This window comes from Aeromicrobium fastidiosum (genome assembly GCF_017876595.1).
Lineage (GTDB): Bacteria > Actinomycetota > Actinomycetes > Propionibacteriales > Nocardioidaceae > Aeromicrobium > Aeromicrobium fastidiosum.
Genome location: NZ_JAGIOG010000001.1, coordinates 2,835,254 through 2,852,979, shown reverse-complemented (window position 1 = coordinate 2,852,979; position 17,726 = coordinate 2,835,254). Strand labels below are relative to the sequence as shown.

General features: G+C 68.0%; 26 protein-coding genes. 16 read left to right on the top strand and 10 right to left on the bottom strand.

The window, feature by feature from the left end; translation table 11 throughout:
- Positions 1–28 precede the first annotated feature (28 nt).
- Entirely contained in the window at positions 29–292 is a 264-nt protein-coding gene (locus JOF40_RS14150) for a hypothetical protein (RefSeq protein WP_129184389.1), read from the bottom strand.
- 116 nt (positions 293–408) lie between these two features.
- Positions 409–1,131, bottom strand: a complete 723-nt coding sequence (locus tag JOF40_RS14145) for a hypothetical protein (RefSeq protein WP_129184391.1) — start codon at positions 1,129–1,131, stop codon at positions 409–411.
- Between the two features lie 192 nt (positions 1,132–1,323).
- Between JOF40_RS14145 and JOF40_RS14140 the strand changes: the two genes are divergently transcribed.
- The 3 genes from JOF40_RS14140 to JOF40_RS14130 all read left to right on the top strand — a co-directional run bounded on the left by JOF40_RS14140 (position 1,324) and on the right by JOF40_RS14130 (position 2,743).
- Positions 1,324–1,671 carry an AbrB/MazE/SpoVT family DNA-binding domain-containing protein gene (locus tag JOF40_RS14140; protein ID WP_188111848.1) on the top strand — a complete coding sequence of 116 codons (348 nt, stop codon included), beginning with the start codon at positions 1,324–1,326 and terminating at the stop codon, positions 1,669–1,671.
- Complete coding sequence (locus JOF40_RS14135; RefSeq protein WP_129184395.1) at positions 1,668–2,126, top strand: PIN domain-containing protein; 459 nt, start codon at positions 1,668–1,670, stop codon at positions 2,124–2,126. The genes JOF40_RS14140 and JOF40_RS14135 overlap by 4 nt, the downstream gene beginning before the upstream one ends.
- Before the next feature lie 323 nt (positions 2,127–2,449).
- Entirely contained in the window at positions 2,450–2,743 is a 294-nt protein-coding gene (locus tag JOF40_RS14130; protein WP_129184397.1) for a hypothetical protein, read from the top strand.
- 24 nt (positions 2,744–2,767) lie between these two features.
- On the opposite strand, the gene JOF40_RS14125 is transcribed toward JOF40_RS14130, so the two are convergent.
- From JOF40_RS14125 to JOF40_RS14095, 7 genes are all read right to left on the bottom strand, one after another.
- On the bottom strand, positions 2,768–3,184 hold the full coding sequence (locus JOF40_RS14125; protein ID WP_129184399.1) for a hypothetical protein: 417 nt from the start codon (positions 3,182–3,184) through the stop codon (positions 2,768–2,770).
- A 46-nt stretch (positions 3,185–3,230) separates the two neighbouring features.
- A complete protein-coding gene (locus JOF40_RS14120; RefSeq protein WP_129184401.1) occupies positions 3,231–3,425 on the bottom strand; it encodes a hypothetical protein in 195 nt (64 codons plus the stop codon).
- 121 nt (positions 3,426–3,546) lie between these two features.
- Complete coding sequence (locus JOF40_RS14115) at positions 3,547–4,197, bottom strand: DsbA family protein (protein WP_245343140.1); 651 nt, start codon at positions 4,195–4,197, stop codon at positions 3,547–3,549.
- A 35-nt stretch (positions 4,198–4,232) separates the two neighbouring features.
- Positions 4,233–5,144 (bottom strand): cation diffusion facilitator family transporter, encoded by a 912-nt coding sequence (locus JOF40_RS14110; RefSeq protein ID WP_129184405.1) that lies wholly within the window; start codon positions 5,142–5,144, stop codon positions 4,233–4,235.
- On the bottom strand, positions 5,144–5,869 hold the full coding sequence (locus JOF40_RS14105) for a cation diffusion facilitator family transporter (protein ID WP_129184407.1): 726 nt from the start codon (positions 5,867–5,869) through the stop codon (positions 5,144–5,146). Before JOF40_RS14105 ends, JOF40_RS14110 begins: the two co-directional genes overlap by 1 nt.
- Entirely contained in the window at positions 5,866–6,225 is a 360-nt protein-coding gene (locus JOF40_RS14100; RefSeq protein ID WP_129184409.1) for an ArsR/SmtB family transcription factor, read from the bottom strand. The genes JOF40_RS14105 and JOF40_RS14100 overlap by 4 nt, the downstream gene beginning before the upstream one ends.
- A 71-nt stretch (positions 6,226–6,296) precedes the next feature.
- On the bottom strand, positions 6,297–6,983 hold the full coding sequence (locus JOF40_RS14095; protein WP_245343139.1) for a DUF4396 domain-containing protein: 687 nt from the start codon (positions 6,981–6,983) through the stop codon (positions 6,297–6,299).
- A 141-nt stretch (positions 6,984–7,124) separates the two neighbouring features.
- Here JOF40_RS14095 and JOF40_RS14090 point away from each other — a divergent pair, with 141 nt between their 5' ends.
- From JOF40_RS14090 to JOF40_RS14055, 8 genes are all read left to right on the top strand, one after another.
- Entirely contained in the window at positions 7,125–7,586 is a 462-nt protein-coding gene (locus JOF40_RS14090; protein WP_129184411.1) for a hypothetical protein, read from the top strand.
- A 79-nt stretch (positions 7,587–7,665) separates the two neighbouring features.
- A complete protein-coding gene (locus JOF40_RS14085; RefSeq protein WP_246152862.1) occupies positions 7,666–8,247 on the top strand; it encodes a DUF305 domain-containing protein in 582 nt (193 codons plus the stop codon).
- A gap of 68 nt (positions 8,248–8,315) precedes the next feature.
- Entirely contained in the window at positions 8,316–9,134 is an 819-nt protein-coding gene (locus JOF40_RS14080) for a F510_1955 family glycosylhydrolase (RefSeq protein ID WP_129184412.1), read from the top strand.
- Positions 9,131–9,898: a DUF3152 domain-containing protein gene (locus JOF40_RS14075; RefSeq protein ID WP_307800772.1), complete on the top strand. Its 768-nt coding sequence runs from the start codon at positions 9,131–9,133 to the stop codon at positions 9,896–9,898. Before JOF40_RS14080 ends, JOF40_RS14075 begins: the two co-directional genes overlap by 4 nt.
- Positions 9,895–11,085 carry a GNAT family N-acetyltransferase gene (locus JOF40_RS14070; RefSeq protein WP_209674618.1) on the top strand — a complete coding sequence of 397 codons (1,191 nt, stop codon included), beginning with the start codon at positions 9,895–9,897 and terminating at the stop codon, positions 11,083–11,085. The genes JOF40_RS14075 and JOF40_RS14070 overlap by 4 nt, the downstream gene beginning before the upstream one ends.
- A complete protein-coding gene (locus tag JOF40_RS14065; protein ID WP_188111850.1) occupies positions 11,085–11,756 on the top strand; it encodes a DUF4396 domain-containing protein in 672 nt (223 codons plus the stop codon). Before JOF40_RS14070 ends, JOF40_RS14065 begins: the two co-directional genes overlap by 1 nt.
- A 154-nt stretch (positions 11,757–11,910) precedes the next feature.
- The gene (locus tag JOF40_RS14060; protein WP_129184416.1) at positions 11,911–12,210 is read left to right on the top strand and encodes a DF family (seleno)protein; all 300 of its coding nucleotides are present in this window, start codon (positions 11,911–11,913) and stop codon (positions 12,208–12,210) included.
- Complete coding sequence (locus JOF40_RS14055; RefSeq protein WP_209674617.1) at positions 12,207–12,422, top strand: hypothetical protein; 216 nt, start codon at positions 12,207–12,209, stop codon at positions 12,420–12,422. The genes JOF40_RS14060 and JOF40_RS14055 overlap by 4 nt, the downstream gene beginning before the upstream one ends.
- Positions 12,423–12,458: 36 nt before the next feature.
- Here JOF40_RS14055 and JOF40_RS14050 read toward each other — a convergent pair whose 3' ends face one another.
- On the bottom strand, positions 12,459–12,764 hold the full coding sequence (locus JOF40_RS14050; protein WP_129184418.1) for a helix-turn-helix transcriptional regulator: 306 nt from the start codon (positions 12,762–12,764) through the stop codon (positions 12,459–12,461).
- 173 nt (positions 12,765–12,937) lie between these two features.
- Between JOF40_RS14050 and JOF40_RS14045 the strand changes: the two genes are divergently transcribed.
- From JOF40_RS14045 to JOF40_RS14025, 5 genes are read left to right on the top strand one after another with little or no spacing between them, the layout of a single operon-like run.
- Positions 12,938–13,429: a hypothetical protein gene (locus JOF40_RS14045; protein ID WP_129184420.1), complete on the top strand. Its 492-nt coding sequence runs from the start codon at positions 12,938–12,940 to the stop codon at positions 13,427–13,429.
- Entirely contained in the window at positions 13,426–14,916 is a 1,491-nt protein-coding gene (locus JOF40_RS14040; RefSeq protein ID WP_129184422.1) for a TnsB C-terminal domain-containing protein, read from the top strand. The genes JOF40_RS14045 and JOF40_RS14040 overlap by 4 nt, the downstream gene beginning before the upstream one ends.
- Complete coding sequence (locus JOF40_RS14035) at positions 14,913–15,662, top strand: AAA family ATPase (protein WP_129184424.1); 750 nt, start codon at positions 14,913–14,915, stop codon at positions 15,660–15,662. Before JOF40_RS14040 ends, JOF40_RS14035 begins: the two co-directional genes overlap by 4 nt.
- Positions 15,659–16,930 (top strand): hypothetical protein, encoded by a 1,272-nt coding sequence (locus tag JOF40_RS14030; RefSeq protein ID WP_129184425.1) that lies wholly within the window; start codon positions 15,659–15,661, stop codon positions 16,928–16,930. The genes JOF40_RS14035 and JOF40_RS14030 overlap by 4 nt, the downstream gene beginning before the upstream one ends.
- Complete coding sequence (locus JOF40_RS14025) at positions 16,927–17,664, top strand: helix-turn-helix domain-containing protein (protein WP_129185996.1); 738 nt, start codon at positions 16,927–16,929, stop codon at positions 17,662–17,664. The genes JOF40_RS14030 and JOF40_RS14025 overlap by 4 nt, the downstream gene beginning before the upstream one ends.
- Positions 17,665–17,726 lie beyond the last annotated feature (62 nt).

The following is a 17,726-nucleotide window of genomic DNA, read 5'->3' as shown; positions in this document are numbered from 1 at the left end:
CGGTCCGCGAACGCCGGGGCGCGAAGTTCTAGGCCCGGTCCGCGCCGTCAGTACCTGCCGGGCGGTCGGCGGCAGCCGAGACGGGGTCAACGGCCAGTAGGCGCACGTCCCGGTCGCCATTGCTCAGCTCGGCCACCAGGTAGAGGCGCTGCTCGACAGAGTCATCTACAACCATGACGACGTCACCCACGCTCAGGCGCCCGAAGGCGGACCTAGGTAGGCGGGCCTCGATGACCCGAGCACCCCCATGGGCGCTCAGGTCCAGCTGGAGTTCCAGCACCTCGGATGACACGTCACTCGCCCTTGCGCCGACGAGAGGACGGACAGGTGGCCAAGTTCGAGCTCATGACCAGCAGCCTAGGACGAGACGCCGACAACTCTGCCGATCGTGCGCGCGTTGCCGGCGAACTAGAAGCCGATCGCATGCACCGGGCCGGCCACCGTCGGCACCACGGCGGGCCACCCGTCAGGAAGCTGAAGTCGCCCGCCCGCTTGCTCACGAGACAAGACGGCTTCGACCAGTCGTCGTGCGTGCTGCTCGTACTGGTCTGCGGTGAGGTGAGCAGACAGATCCGGTACAGCCGGGATAGAAGAAGCGCCGAGCTGCACCATGTCTGCGAAGCGCACCATCCTGCCGACGTCCGAGTGGGCCATCAGGTCGTAGTCGATGGCGCCAGCAACGAGAACGCGAGCATTGTCAGCAGGCCCGTAGTAGGTCGGGAACAGGGCCACACCGCCAGAACCCGACAAGCCAGCCTGGATCTCCACAGCACGGTACGAACCGCCTTCGGAGCCCACGACCAGGACCTGAAGGAACTCCGACGCATCCACCTCATGCCCCACGAGGGTCCGCCACTGGGAGTACGCGCCGGTCAGCAGAGGTCCTGCGGCTTGGATGAACTCACCGGTGACGTCCGCGAGGGTGTTCGCTCGTCGTAGTGCTTGGGTCAGCCAGGTCGCCACCTGCTGGCCAGACACGTCTGACAGACCGGCGAAGGCTCCGGCCCTGGTGCCGACCTGGACGTGCTTGACGTAGCCGGTACCCCACCGGCCGGTGGGCAGGTCGATGTGGACGCTGTCAGTAGCCAGTGCCACGCCGTGATGGCCGAGCACGGCGACGATGACGGACATGCTGCTCCTACGCGACTGCGGACGTGTGCTGGTCGTAGACCAGAGGGAGCGTAGCGGGAGCGTCACTTGTGAAGTGTCGTCACCGCGCGGTCACCCGAAGAACGGCCGCACGCGCGGCACCCGACCGGGTGCGTCACTGAACCACTGTCATCAGATGGCAAACCAGCACAGTTCTGCCGTATGATGGCTTCTATGGCACACGAGACCTCTTTTGACACAACGATGAGCAAGGAAGGCCGCGTCGTCATCCCTGCCGAGCTCCGTCGAGCCCTCGGCGTCAAGGCGGGCGACGTCCTGCACCTGTCGCTGGAAGGCGCGTCTCTCAAGGTGACGACTTCCCACGCCCTGATGGCTGAGGTGTGGGCCAACAACAGTGGCGAACCCACTGGAGATGCCGGCGCGGACGTGCGCGCCTTCCGCGACGGCGACACCGCGCTGGACAACGCCCGACACGCGGCGCTGGCGGACACCCCCGCCGACCCCCTGACCGAAGACGCCCTGGCCGATGACCTGCTGTCACGTCTGGGACTGGCTGGATGAAGCTCAGCTTCGACTCCTCGGCCCTGATCCGTCTGATACTGAAGCAGCAGGGGTGGAAGGGCATCCAAACCACTCTCAGGAAGATCCAGAACGATGAGGACTACGCCGGCATCATGGCTGGCCCGGTCCTGACCGAAGTCATCGCCCGATCGCGCGCGAAGGGCAACTCCAGCTCCGGTCAGCAGATCGCTTCGGCGTTGCTAAGCCACGGGCTGACCATCGAGCCCGCTACCGAGGTTGACCTCATCCGGGCCGCCGATCTGCTCGAAATCTCCGAAGCGCACCCGGGGCCACCGAAGAACCCTCACGACGGCGGGTCCACGCTCTCCTTGGCAGACGCCACCATCCTGGCCATCTCAGAGCGTCACAAGGCACGAATACTGACCGCAGACAAACACTGGGAGTGGATGGTCAAGGCAGGCCTCATCAAGCACGACATCGTCACGCTCCCGTAGACAGACACCTTCACAACGGCCGAAGCCGCAACCCTGAGCAGTCCAGCCTCACGCGACGAAGCCCCGCGGCTTGGCCAGCCAGAATCGGCCTCACGGGCGCAGGTGGACCCGTACAGTCCTGTTCGGGCGCCACCATCTACGAAGGGATGCCGCTGGTGACAGGCAAGAACCTGCTATGCACCGCGATCGGTGCGGTCTGCGCGATGATGCTCGCCGCGTGCAGCACGAACTCTCAGTCAGACTCAGCTCCCGTACCGCTCGCGGCCGCTACGACGACTGCTGACTCTGCGACGCCGGCACTCCCTGATGAGGCTGTGCTGGCCGTGACGTCGTCGTGTGAGAACGAGTTCCCGCTGGTCATCGAGCCGTCCACCTACTCGTTGGTCGCGACCGGGAACGTCTCGAACTCCGGCACCGTCGCGGGTGAAGTCGACGTCACGGCCCAGTGGTTCCCGGTCGGGCAGGAGGCCTACACGGCGACCAAGACCGTCACCGTCGGCCCGGGCGAGGATGTCCGCGTCCCGTTCTCGGAGAAGGTCCCCACCGAGGTGATGAACGGGATGGTCGGTCTCCAGCACGGCGACCAGATGTGCGACGTCAACATCACACCGAAGTAGCCATCCCTGCGGAGACGGTTCTGGTCAGCCTCCGACGCGGTACCTGTCGGCGTACCGTCGAACAGCACGTCCTGCGCGGCGCGGGTTGGTGACCATGATCTGCTCCGGGACGTCGCCGGACAGCAGCGCGACAGGCTCAGTCAGCCACGCCCAGACCAGCCATGGTGACAGGCCCGCATCCTGAAGGACTGCGACGTGCGGGGCTAGCTCAGGTCGCAGGTCGCCGGTGTCGGTGAACTGGAACGTCGGGTAGACGGGGCCGGCGGCGTCGGCAAGGACAAGGACTGCGCTCCCCTGCGTTCTCGCCCAGTCTGCGGTGGCTGCCGTGTTGGGGTCGCGTCGCTGGGAACGGAGCGTTTCAAGATCCAGCACCCCGGACTCGAGCAGGCGCGCTTGCAGGTCGCGGAACGCTTGGCGCCACTTCTCGGTCGGGTCGGTCACCGTCCCATCGTGGCTCCCGCCACCGACAGAGCCGTGGTGGCCGGACTCAGCTCAGGACGGTGGTGGTGCCGTCGGGCCGGTACTCGACCATGCGTCCGTCCTCGTCCAGCGCGACGGTCGTGATGCCACTGGTAGCTAGGATGTCACCGAGGTGGGTTTCTTCGACCGCGCGTGCGAGCGCCTCCGCTAGGGCCATGTTCTTGGCCTGCTCTGCGGCACTCCTGCGAGGCAAGACGCTCATGCCTCCAGTGTGCTCCCGTACCGCTCGCGGATCCAGGGGGCAGCAGTTGACGCACCTCACGTCTGGGCAGGAACGGTGCGCCGAGGAGGGGACGCGGCCTTGAAGAAGGCTCGCGCTCGTCCTACTTCGCCAGGGCGTTGTCGATGGCGTCGATGAACTCGTCGGTCGTCGACGGGATCAGGGGTTCGCCGTTGAGGTAGAAGGACGGGGTCCCGGTGACGCCGAGCCGCTGCCCGTCGGCCACGTCCTTGGCGACGCGTGCTGCGACGTCGGGGCTGGCGACGTCGGCGTCGTACTGGGCCATGTCGAGGCCCAGCTCTTGGGCGTAGCTGCGGAACAGGTCGGCCTTGGAGTCTTGGGACTCTCCCCACTCGGCCTGGGTGTCGTACATCCGCTTGTACATGTCCTCGAGCTTGCCCTGGCGGGCGGCGGACTCCACCGCGTACGCGGCGTTGTTCGCGTTGGTGTGGCTGGGGATCGGGAAGTAGCGCAGGACGAACGTGACCTGGCCGTCGTACTGCTCGCGGAGCTGCTCGACGAACGGGTACGCGGCACGGCAGGCCTCGCACTCGAAGTCCAGGAACTCGACCAGCGTGACCTTGCCGTCATCGGCGGTGTCGAGACGGTGACTGTCCGCGCGAACGGTGATGTCCTGTCGTTCGGTAGCGTCGGCGGGTTCGGTGCCACCGAGGTTCTGGTAGACGAACGCCCCGCCGAACAGGGCTACTGCGATGAGCCCGAACAGGATCGCGATCTTGGTCTGTCTGGTCATGGTCTTCATCGGTCGTCTCGTTCCTGGGGTGTTGGTCACCAGTCGATCTCGTGGCACTCGCGTGCTGCGGTGCGTTCGACCTGGAGGGTGGCGTGCTCGATGGCGTAGGTGGTCTTCAACGTGGTGCGGGCGCGCTCGAGGATGCGGGGGAACTCATCGGTGTCGTCGGCGACGAGGTGGGCGGTGGCCACGTTCATGCCCGACGTCAGGACCCAGATGTGCAGGTCGTGGACGTCGGTGACTCCGGGGATGGCGGCCAGGTCGTCAGCGACCGCGTCGATGGCCATCCCCTCTGGGACGTGCTGACCCAGGACGGCCAGGACCTGCCGGCCGAGGATGACGGCGCGGACAGCGACGAACGCACCGATGGCCACGGCAACGGCCGTGTCCCACCACGCCTGCCCGGTGGTGGCGATGAGGATGCCGGCGGCGACGACGCCCACGGACCCGGCGGTGTCGGCGACAACCTCGAAGTAGGCGCCCTCGACGTTCAGGCTCTCCTTGGACGCGGCCCGCAGCAGGAGCATCACGACGACGTTGACGACCAAACCGAGCCCGCCGACCACGACCATGGGCCCCGAGGAGACCTCAGGGTCGCTGCCGATGCGGCTGATGGCCTCGATGACCACGTAGGCCGACACTCCCAGCATCAGCAGGACGGTCAGGCCGGACGCGAAGACCTCGGCCCGGTAGGACCCGAACGACCGGCGGCCGGTCGTGTCCTTGCGGGTCGCGATCTTGGTCGCAGCCAGTGCCGCGCCCAGGGCTACGACGTCGGCCGCCATGTGGCCGGCATCGGAGATCAGCGCCAGGGAGTCCGCGAGCAGGCCGTAGACGAGCTCGACAACGAAGAACGTTGCGATGAGCCCGAACGCGATGGCCAGCTTGCCGCGATACTTGGCGCCGGCGTGTCCTGCGGGAGGCCCGTGGCTGTGTCCGGACCCCATCAGGACTTGCTGTCTGTGCCGAGCTGAAGGACCTGCGGCGCGCTCGACGGTGCGCAGCAGTCGTCCTGGCAGTCGGTGCAACCGCAGCCAGCGTCGTCGCTGTCTCGGCTGATGGGTGAGCAGCAGCCGTCGCCGCGCCACGCCTCGAGTCCTTCACGCACGGCGACGCCGGCGATGATGAGCCCGGCGATGGGATCAGCCCACGACCAGCCCAGCGTCGCGTTGAGGACCAGACCGACCAGGAGCACCGCGGACAGGTACGTGCACAGCAGCGTCTGCGTGCCGTCGGCGACGACCGCGTTCGAGCCGAGCGCCTTGCCGGTGCGGCGCTGCGCGTAGGAGATGAACGGCATCACGACCAGCGACACCGCTGCCAGGACGATGCCCACGGTCGATGGGTCGGACTCGGCGCCGGTCAGCAGGCTGCGGATGGACTCGAACCCGACGTAGGCGGCCAGGGCGAAGAACGAGAACGCCAGCAGTCGCAGCGCCTGCTGCTCGCGGGACTCCGGGATGCGGTGGGAGAACTGCCACAAGATGATCAGCCCGCTGGAGACCTCGACGACCGAGTCCAGGCCGAACCCGACCAGGGCTACGGATCCGGCCACGATGCCAGCGGTGATGGCGATGACGGCCTCGACGACGTTGTACGTCACCGACAGGCCGGCAAGCATCTTGGCGCGACGTCCGAGGCGCTGCTTGGTTGCTTGGTCGAGGGTGCTCATCGGTTGACTCCGTAGGTCGGGCACAGGGTGACGGCGAAGCCGGTCAGGTCCAGCAACGTCTCGGCCGCTGCCAGCAGCTGGGTCGTGGCTTCAGGGTGGGTGACGCTGAACACCGACGCCCGGCCCTGTGGCCGGGAGGTGACCAGGCCGCACTCCTTCAGGCAGGCCAGGTGCTTGGACACGGTGGACTGGGCCAGTCCCAGGTGCTCGGTCAGCTCAACTACCCGGTGCTCGCCGGACAACAGGTGCTGCAAGATCACCAGGCGCGAGCGGTCACTGAACCCGTGAAAGAGGCACGCAGCAGCGGTCAGAGGCTCTTCGGCTGTCGCAGCGGCTGCATCCAATGTCATCGTCATGCGGCGATGATAGCGCAGTCTGGTGAGCTCCGGGTAAGGTCAAGGCGCCGACGGGCGGACGCCTTGGTGGTTCAGCGGTCGAGCAGTCCGGCACTTGCGGCCGAGTGCGAGTCATTTCCCGCTCCGAGGTCGTCAGCGATCGACACGACGAGTCCGCCGAGCATGAAGGCGACGATGACCGCGACCAGGGCGTTGGTCGGGATGGACGGGATGAAGCGCCGGAAGCCGGTAGCCGCGGGGGCGGCCTGGTGGTATTCGTGAGTCAGCGCGTGGCCCTTGCCTCGCTGGAGCAGGTACCGGTTGACCGGGTAGGCGGCGAAGAACGCCACCGTCAGCGAGATCATCATCCCCACCCAGAACAGGACGTTGACCAACCCGGCGTCCATGGCACCGGGGATGACTGCCATGACCAGGTTGTCCACGACTTCCATGGTTGCGATGGACAGCGTGTCCGCGGCCAGCACCACGCTCAGCGCGGCACCCACTCCCAGGCCTGCTTTCAGCAGTGGTAGCGAGGACAGCGAGAAGCCGAACACGAACGCCAGCGCCACCGAGATGACGATGGTGACCCCGTTGGACAGGCCTGCGGCAGTCCCGATCATCAAACCAAGGATCTCGCCGATGGCGCACCCGGTCAGGCAGTGCAGTGTCGCGCTGGCCGCCATCGAGTTCACGCCACCCCCGTGGCCGGCGTGCCCCGCGTCGCCGTGGTCGGTGTGGTCCATGTCGTGGTGGTGGTGTGTGCCGTGCTGGTCCATCGCGTCCTCCTGAGCCCTTTGTCTGGTCACTCAAGCATACCCCCGGGGGGTATAGGTCTCTGGTGGCGAGTGTTCGAGACCACGCTGGTCTGTTCTCGTTCTGTCGGGCCGGTCGGGGCGCGGGTCCGTAGGATGAGGCTGATGTCGTACCCCGTCGCACGCTCGAGAGCGTCCGTCGGCCCCCGGTGGCTGATGGCGCTTCTGGCGCCTGCGCTGATCCTGGGGATCGTGCTGATGCACAGCCTTCTGCTCGAGCCGGCGTCCGTTGGCGGGCACGACGCTCACGCCCAGATGGCTTTGGGGGCGGCGCCGGCGCATCACTCCGACGTCGCGCAGGTGGCCGTGGTGGCCGTGGTGGCCGCTCCGGACGGCGGGGATCCGATGGGTCAAGGCACCGAGGGTGGCATGGCCGACTGCAGCGGCTTGATGGCGATGTGCTTGGCGCTGCTGGTCTCGTTCGTCGCGCTGATCGGGTGGCCCCGTGGGGTGTTCCGATGGGTGCTGTGGCAGCGCCCGCCGCCGACAGCAGTACGGCTCGGAACGCTACGCGATGCGTTCGAGGCCATGACGGCGCGACAACGCACGACCGTTCTGCGCTGCTGACAGGCAGCCTTCGGCGTGATCCTGCGGGTTCACGCCGTTCAAGCGACCCCTGTCAAGCAGACCCCAAGGAGAACAGCTCGTGCGTACCCGAATGAAGGTGGCGACCCTCGTCGCCGTGGCGGCAGCAGCCCTGACCGCCTGTTCCAGCAGTGACGACTCGTCGGCCAGTGCCGACTTCAACAAGGCGGACGTCTCGTTCGCCCAGGACATGATCCCGCACCACCGCCAGGCCACCGAGATGGCAGCGCTGGCCAAGACGCGAACCGACACCGCCGCCGTCCTGGAACTGGCTGCGGACATCGAGGCCGCCCAGGGCCCGGAGATCGACACGATGACCGGCTGGTTGAAGGAGTGGGGCAAGGACGTCCCTGCCGACGGCGACGACATGGGCGGGATGGACCACTCGAACATGGGCGACGACTCCAGCTCGATGCCGGGCATGATGAGCGACGACCAGATGGCCGAGCTCGAAGCGTCCTCGGGCGTGGCGTTCGACCAAATGTTCTTGACCATGATGGTGGCGCACCACGAGGGTGCGGTCCAGATGGCCAAGGCTGAGCAGAGCGACGGCAAGAACGCCGAAGCGAAGGCGCTCGCCGGCACGATCCGCAAGGACCAGACCGCCGAGATCGCCACGATGCGGGACCTGCTCGGTTCCTAGGAGCCGAGCACCTGGCCCGCTCCAGCCCTTGCAAGAGGGCTGGCGCGGGCCGGACGGTCGACGACGCCATGAATCACACACACCTTCCCGCTCGGGTCGGCGCGACAGCGCTGACCCTGATGCTCACCTTGCTGGCTGCCTGCTCGCAGCCAGCCCAAGACGCCCCGACCGCTCTTGCGTTCGGGCACGTCCACGGCCTCGGCCCCAACCCAACAACCGGCGATCTGTGGATCGCGACCCACGACGGCCTGTTCACCCTGGACGACGGCGTGCCCCAACGGGTCGAACAGGCCCCGCACGACCTGATGGGCTTCACCGTCACCGGTCCCGACCAGTTCGCCGCCAGCGGACACCCTGCGACAGCCGACGCGACCAACCCGATGGGGCTGGTCACCAGTACCGACGCCGGCCGCACCCTCGACCCGATCAGCCTGACCGGGCAGGCCGACCTGCACGCCATCGACACCACCGGAACCAGAGTCGTGGCCTACGACGCGGTCACTCAGACCGTTGTCGAGTCCACCGACAACGGACGCACGTTCACCCCGCTGGCAGAGCTGCCAGCCATTGACGTGGCAATCGGCCCAGACGACAGCGTCCTGGTCACCGGCGCCAACTACACGCTGAGGCAGACCACCGGCAGTCAGACCGAACGAGTCAGCACCGCGCCGCCGCTGGTCTACATCGACGGCGACACCACGCTGGCCGGGATCTCGCCGACCGGGCTGGTGTGGTCCTCGGAGGACGGTCAGACCTGGAAGGGTCGCGGCGAGCTGCCCGGGCAACCGCAAGCGCTGACCGCCAACGACGACGCCTGGTACGCCGCCACCACGACCGGCATCTACGAGAGCACCGACGACGGGGCCACCTGGAAGACCATGCTGTGAGCGGCGCTCGGCGACGCCACCCGACCAAGAGTGAGCTGACGGTTCGGCGGCTGTCGGTAGCCGTGGCCGCGCTCGCTGCGGCGACGTTGCTGGTGGCCGCCGGCGTCGCAGGTCAAACAGCACCGCCACGTCCTGACCCCGCCGCCCGGATCGCCCCCACCCTCAGCACACCACCAGCCCCCGCAACACCTGCCACCACGGCGCCAGAGCCAGCCACGGCGAGACCAACGCCAGCCCCTGACCCCACGACCGTCCCCAAGGCAGCCGACGGCACGTTCACCACGGCCAAGAGCACAAGTGACCGCTTGGGTCAGGCCGGCACCGTCATCACGTACCGGGTGGAAGTTGAGGACGGACTTGGACTGAAGCTCAGCCGGTTCACCCGCGCCGTCGACGCCACCTTGGGTGACCGACGGGGCTGGACCGCCACCGGCACACGCTCGTTCCGCCGCACCCCAGACGCGGCATTGCGTGTGGTGCTGGCCAGCCCGGCGACGACCGATCGCCTGTGCGCGCCGCTGCGCACCCGAGGCGAAGTGTCGTGCCGCAACGGCAACGACGTGGTCATCAACGCCAAACGGTGGGTCCAAGGCGTCGACTCCTACGACAACCTGGGCAAGTACCGCCAGTACGTCATCAACCACGAGGTCGGACACGCCCTCGGGTTCAACCACCAACCATGCCCTGCGCCTGGCGCCAAGGCACCGGTCATGCTCCAGCAGACCCTGGGCCTCGACGGCTGCGCGGCGAACCCATGGCCATGACCCACGACACGCACCCCGGGTCCTCGGGCCCGAAAGACTTCACCCTGGACTCAGCGTCCACACGAGCGGCCTCCGTCCACACGACAGGACGCTTCGGAAACCACGATCTCGTCTTGCGGCCGCCACAGCTTCTGGACGGCCCAGGTTGGCGCCACACGTGTCTGCGCGAAGCCGATCGGCTCAAGCCGTCGATCGGGGCCGCGGACGTGGACTGGGAGAAGTCCGTTTCGCTGACCTCGTGGGCGGACAAGGTCACTGCTCAACGGGCCGCGGCACGCGCCGGGCGGCTGGTCCCTCTCGTCCTGGCCAACGGTGGCGGTGATGTCCTGGGCGAGATCTCGTTTGCCGTCGACCCCCGCACCGGTGTTGCCGAGCTGTCGATCTGGTTGTCCGCGAACACATCAGCACCAGCACGCGCGTGGGCGTGGCGCACCGCCCTGACTCGCGTGGTCGGGCTACCGGCCGCCGTCCGCGGCGTCGTCGCGCCCGTGGCAGTCACCAACACGGGGCCGGGGCGGATGCTGACCGAGCTCGGCTTCACCCGACGCGCGACCACCAGGCAACTTCGCCCGTACGACGGCGTCCCGACCGACCACGACATCTGGTGGCTCCCTCGCACCACACCGGCGGAGGCTGCTCCCGACCTCGCGCGACAAGTGACAGGCCGGTCATGGGCGACGACGCTCCGTTCATGCGCCCTGATGATGTTGCCGTGCGCGCGAGTGGCCGTTCGACGCGGTCGCCGGGTCCTGCGCCGCTCCACAACACCGTCGGCGCAGCTTCCACACGCGCACGACCACGGGGTGCGTCTACCCCACGACGGCTTCGGGACGGTCACCATGGACGACGGCTCGCCTGCCGGAGTGGCGGACATACGGCACGACCACGGGACCTCGACCCTTGAGGTCTGGACCGACCTCAAGAACCTAGACGGCGCACAGCGAGTAGCCCAGACGCTGCTGGATGTCGCGGACACTACAGGCGCACGGCGCCTGGCATGGAGCGTCCGGCCTGGCTCAGTCGAGCAGGTCGCAGCCGCCGCCGTCGGGTTCGCCCCAGAGGGACAGACGTCGCCACCGGTGTGGGCGTGCGACGTCCCGCACGAGCTGTGGGGTCGAGCGCAGAACCAAGCACACCCCATCCCGACAGTCACCAACCCCGCGAAACCTCAACCGAAGGAACCCTGATGGACATGAACATGACCAACAACGTCCCGGACTGGCTCACGCCGATCGCCTGGGCGTTCATCGCCCTTGCGGTGCTCAGCGCCGCCCTCATCGCCATCGACATCTACGGCCTAAGGCGCCGGCACCGCACCGTCGCCGCCGAGGTCGTCTGGGTCTGCTCTGGGCTCTACCTCGGACCCGCAGCACTGTGGCTGTACACCAAGACCGGTCGAGCCCCTGCCCGCACCGGCCACGTCAACCGCGACTCCGCAGCGTCGGCGGCGAGCGTCAGCCTGCCCGGCGGAGCGGCCAGCGCCGTCGCACACCTCATCGGAGTGCCCCTGGTCCTGGCCTCAGGCCTGACCATCGCCGGCATCGACCTGTGGGTCATGCTGCTGGTCATCGGCGCACTGGCCATCGTGCTGCTGTTCACGTTCGAGCGAACCGCCGCGACAGGGTTGAGCGTCGGCGCCGCAGCAGGCGCAGCGGTGCTGACCGTGCTGGCGTTCGACATCGGCATGGCCGGATGGATGCTGCTGCTGCACTTCAACGAGTACATGCCCCCCGCCTCGGAAGGGTCGTTCTGGTTCCTCATGCAGATCGGCATCGTGCTCGGCCTGGCAACCGGCTACCCAGTCGCCGCGGCCCTGGCACGCCGCAACGGTGCCGCCACAACAGCCAGCACGCGGTAGACACCACAACGAGCGCGCACGCGAAGGGGCCGCACCGAGCCTGCACCCGGCAAGGTCGCGGCCCCGGCGCTGCGGACCGCGCCGATCGGGTCGTCCGCCGGTGACGGCGGTGGCACAGTAGGAAGCGAACCCTGCCGGCCACAAGGAGCATCCGATGCGTGTTGAGCTGTTGTACTTCGATGGATGCCCGAACTGGACGGTCGCCGACGGGCGACTGTCCGAGGCACTTCGGGCCGCTGATCACCAAAACGCCACCGTGGAGCGTCGCCGGGTCGAGACCGTCGAGGAGGCAGAGGCGACCGGGTTCCTGGGGTCTCCAACCATCCGCATCGACGGCATCGACCCGTTCGCGTCCGGTACCGAGCAGGTGGGGCTCGCCTGCCGGGTCTACACCACGCCGACAGGGCTCAGTGGCTCACCCACCACCGACCAGCTGATCGCGGCCCTGCCGTGAGACGCGCGGTTCTTGTCCTGGTCGGCGCCTACGTCCTCATCGCAGCCGGCAACAGGCTCGCGGAGCACCTCGGCGCAATGCGCTGCGGCTGCGCCACGGACTGCTGGTGCCGCAAGCCCGGCCTGAGCCTGTTCCGCTGGGTGTTCCCATGGGAGCACCGATCCGTGCACACCGCCGAGGACGACACCGAACTCGACTCGACGCGCAGCTGAGCGTGCCTAGTTCGACGGCGAACTCGGCCGCGCGAGTCACGTCCTGGGACTGACCGACAGCTCAAGGTCCAGGGCTGCGCAGATCTGCAGCACCACGCGCATGTCGGTCCAGGCACCGCCGGACTCCAGCCTGGAGACCGTGTACTTGGACACCTCTGCCTGCTTAGCCAGGTCCTCCTGCGACCAGTACCGGCGCGACCGAGCAGCCCTGACCTCGACGGCGATGTTCGCGGCCATAGTGACCGCGGCACGCAGCGCGGGACTCATGTCGGTGCGGGTGAAGGGTCCCTCGGGCCACTGGTCGGCCCTGGCGTACGAGCTGGGCGGGCGGGTGGCAGGCACCTGCGCAACGTAGGCGAGCAATGCTCCACGCTAGCTCTCTTGTCACTGTAGTTGCGTCACTAGCGTCCGCATTTGCGTCAGACGCCGCTGCTAGGAATGCAGGCAGGCAGCACAGTCCATGGAATCAGCTGCCAAGCAGGCACCCACCACCTGCTCCAACCAAGGACCACGTCATGCGAGACCACTCGACCCCTATGTTCGCCACCGCGAACGCCCTGGACCAGCTCACCGTCAGGTTGCTGCTGCTCGACCAGCCCGAGCAGACGCTCCAGGCCGACGTCATCAAGGACCTGATGGCTGAACACGGCAGCCTGCGCGGCAGAGGTCCCAGCGCTTCGCTCCAGCTGCTGGCGTCGGCCGCTATCACCTACCGCCGCCACTTCACCATGGACGACAGCTGGCAGCGGGCCGGCGCGAACGTCAGCTCCGGGCTCATCGCATGGCAGAAGTCGGCCACCGGAGACCTCGTCATCGACCGGGTCTGTGGACGCGGCCTCAGCTCCTTCCCCGGCGTCGACACGGTGCCGCTGACCACCGGGACGCTGCTGCGGGTCTGCGACCTGACCAACCCTCACCAGTCGGTCACCTACGTCGGCAAGACCCGCGGGTGGGCACCGTCACCTGACCCCAAGGCGCCGAAGACCACTCTCGAGAAGCTGGCATGAGGGCCTCCGAGCGGCAGGCCCTGACAGCGATGCTGAACCAGGCCATCGCCGCCGGCGGAGGCAACGTCACCGGCGACGTCGTCCGTCGTGCTGCCGACGGGTTCGGCATCTCCACCCGTACCGTGCACCGCCACCTCAAGACCATGCGCGACGGCGGCCCAGCCACCCACACGGTGCGTGCCGGGTGGTGGAGCGACCCGCAGACCAGACAACTGGTGCTGGCCGCCGTCGCCAGCTGCGACAGCCTCAAGCAGGCGTGGCGCCGCCTGCACGCTGACAAGACCATCACGGTCAGCTACCCGCAGTTCACGCGCCAGTACAGCGACAACATCGCGCCGGCTGTGGCGGCCGGTCTGCGAGGCAACGGCCGCGAGGACTACCTACAGATGTCGCTCTACCTCGAGGACGTGCCCGAGCGCCCCAACACCCGTTGGCAGGCCGACTCCCAGGAGGTGCCGGTCTGGGTGCGCCCGGACAACGGGACGGCGCCGTTCAAGCCGTGGCAGGTCACGTTCGTGGACGAGGCCACCCGCATGGTGATGGCCACCATCTTGCTGCCCGGACCTCCCGGCGGTGAGGACGCCGTCGCCGCGCTTGCTGCCGCAGTGCGCGGGTTCCGCACTGCCGACGGCACGTTCGTTGGCGGCATCCCACAGACCATCAAGTGGGACAACGGCACCGAGTTCATCAACCAGACCGTGACCGCCGCATGCCTGCGGCTCAACATCGCACCGTTCCCAGCCGCCCCGTACTCGCCATGGCAGAAGGGAAAGATTGAGCGCTGGCATCGGACCATCCAGACCGAGCTGTACTCCCACCTGCCCGGTGCGTCGGACGGGCCACGGTCGTTCCAGGGAACCGAGTGGTGGCGAGGCGCCGACACCAACCTGCTGCCGTTCTCCGCGCTCGTGCTGAAGATGCAGGACTGGGTCGTGGAGTACAACACCGAACGCGTCCACTCAGCCATCGGGTGCACGCCACTGACCGCGTGGAAGGCCAAAGCGACCAACGTGGCCCAGGCTGCCCCCCAGCAGCTGTTCCCGCTGATGCTGCGCGCCTCGAGCAAGCGGACCGTCAGCAAGGACGGCATCCGGTTCGAGGGGCGCCGCTACCTGGCCGCCGGGCTGGCCAAGTACCGCGGCTGCAAGGTCGACATCAGGCTGCTCCCGCTGGACGGCAACACCATCTACGTCTTCGACGGGGACGACTTCATCTGCGAAGCCGTGCCCAGCGGCCAGCTCGGCACCGACGAGCGCCGGACCGTCGTCCAGCAGCGCCACGCGGACTGGCAGACCATCAAGGCCGCCCACGAACGCGCCGCCGTAGTTCGAGCGCAAACGGCCGTCATCAACGCTGCCACAGCGCCGCCGGCCACGAAGACGGCAACGCCCACGCCGAGCAGGCCGCCGTACGACGCGGCCGGCGCGACTGGCATCTTCGCTGAGTCCGACGCCCTGACCGACCTCCTCGGGGACGATGACCTGTGAGCGCCCAAGGACCGCGCCACCTGCCCGGACTGGACGACGCCAACGTCGTGCGCACCAAGACCACGGCGTTCGCCGAGCTGAACCTGGCATCGGCCATCGACCGCAACGGCATCGCCGTCGTCCACGGGGCACCCGGCAACGGCAAGACGTTCACCGTCGACCAGTTCCTGGACCGGCACCGCGTCCCGGGCGGCCGGCCTGTCCACTGGCTCGACATGCCTCCCGCCCCGGCCCCCAAGGAGGTCACCGTCAGGCTGTTGTCGGCCATCGGTGTCCCCCACCGCACACGGGACTCCCAGTTCGAGCTCACCGACCAGCTCGTCCCCGAGCTGACCGGGCGCATCGTGGTCATCGACGAAGCCCAGAACCTGCGCCAGGCGTCGCTGCAACAGGTCAGATACCTGCACGACATGGGCCGTGCGTCGTGGGCTCTCGTGCTGGTCGGGTCGACCGTCGACGAGGCGATGAACCGGGCCCCCGAACTCGGTAGCCGGGTGTCCGCCCGTATCCAGTTCGCACCCTTGGAGGACGAGGCGCTTCTGAGGGCCATCCGCGCCTGGCACCCCCTCATGGAGACCATCGAGCCCAAGTTCCTGCTGCAGCTGGACTCCACCTACGGGTACGGCAACTGGCGCCGGTGGGGACAGCTGCTGTCCGCGCTCCTGGACCTCATGAAACAGCTGCCAGCAGGCACGGAGGTCACACCCAAGCACCTGTCCGCCGCCCTGGCCATGGTCCAAGGATGAGCGCCGCCCCCAGCCGGGTCCACGTCGTCAACGACCACGACTCCAGCACCCGCGACGTCCACGCGTCAACGTTCACCAACCTCACCCAGTCTCGAGTCGGGGTGTGGGCTCGCCCGGACACCCGCCGGATGAGCACACTGGCCACCGACATCCTCACCTCGTTCGGCGTCCAAGACGGACTGGCCGGCAACGGCCGCCCCGGCGAAGGGCAGCTGACCCGCGTCGTGGCCTGGGCCCGGGCGTACGACATCGACGACCTGTACGTCCAGAACGCGTTCCTGCTCCCCCTGCCTGTCATCACCGAGCTCCTGACAACAACCATCTCGGCGGGCTGGCACGTCTGGCTCGTCGGAGACACCGGCTACCGCACAACCGTCCAGGACACCGTCGACGACTTCTGCCGCAACCACCAGCTCCCGCCAGCGGACGTCGTCGACGCGTCGCAGTTCCTCGACACGTTCAAGACCGCGCTCACAGAGCCCGACCCCATCGAAGACGTCGTACCGGTCGTGAACTGGCCCGAGCACGTTCCCAGCGATGACTTCACGACGTTCCGCGCCGCGTGCCGAGACCTGCTGGCACCACCGGTGTTGGAGGTGGTCGACGAGTTCTTCGTCCGTCACGCCCGTGCCGCCGCAGACGTAGCCAAGACCCTGCCACGGGACACCGTCGCCCGTGAACAGGCCATGGCCGACTGGTTCCATGCCCGATGGCGCGAGGTCGAGACCGTCACCCAGTTCGTCGTCGTGGTCCGTGCCGCACAGGTCGGACTGTTCGCGTCCCAGCTCCACCTGCGCGTCGAGCTGGACCGCCTCGTCGGGACAGCGCAGACCATGCCGCACGACGCGCTGCGACGCCCGCACGCCTGGCGACGGTTGCGGGCGTACGCCGACCCAGCCCGGGGTGCGGCCTGCGCGTTCGCAGCCGCCGGCGTGCCCCTCGGGCACACGGCCATCGTGCTCGTTGGTGACGTCGCAGCCGACGGGTCGACCGTCCGCACCGAGGCCGGCGTCTACGACATCTTCGAGCCGGCCCGACCCTTCGTACGCGCACAGCACCACCTCCGCACGAATGAGGGCGCCGGGCCGGATGACGTGTTCTTCGAGGGCCAGAACCAGAACAAGACCGACCAGCGCCTGGCGCGCTTCCTGACCGAAGCACGCCGCGAAGCAGGAGTGGCTGTGGCCGCGTCGTACAAGGAGCGCGACCTCGCCTCGGGTAGCCGGTGGCTGACCCGGTGGGGCTTGAGCATCAGGGAACTGACATGAGCGCTTACCTGGCCACCGACCCCACCATCGACGGCGGCCTCGTTCGGGCGCGTCGGCTCGAGCTGGGCTGGTCCGAACGGACGTTCGCCGCACACCTGGGCGAGGCGTTCTCCACGTCCATGGTCCGCAGCATCGAGTCCGGCAACACCAGCTCCGACCTGACCCTGGGTGACGTACGGCGTCTCGCGAAGGTCCTAGAGCTGTCCTCCGACGCGCTCCTTGTCGTCGAAGGTCACTCAGCCACCCCAGCCTCGTCCGAGGGCAGCGAGCTCCTGCGTCAGGTCGGAGCAACGCTGCGTGCGCTGGACTCACCCGCGCCCGTTGACGCACTCGCAACTGCCCTCGGCACCGACCTGGAGACCCTGGCCGGCGCCCTGACCGAGCTGGCCGCCACAGTCGCCGTCGCGGGCCTCGAGGTCCGGACCACTGATGGGACAGTCCAGCTGGTCCCAGCGTTCCGCGCTGCCCCAGTAGAGGCCCTGAAGGACCTGACCCGCCGTCACCTGGGCCGCGTCCAGCTGGACATCAGCCAGGCCAACCTGGTGTCTCGGACCGCCCGCGGCAAGCGGTTGAAGTCGACCAGCAACGTCGACAGGGTCACCAAGGGAGCGCTGCTGAACGCGGGCATCGTCGAGACCACGTCCGGCGGTGGTCTCGAACTCGCTGAGGACGTCTCCTACTCGCTCTTGCTTACGACGTCGCGCCAGCATCCTCTGGACGATGCCGAGCGGTAGTGACGCAGACCGGCCCGCGGGCGGTAGAAGCACTCGGACGACCGGGACGCGCTAGTGCCGCG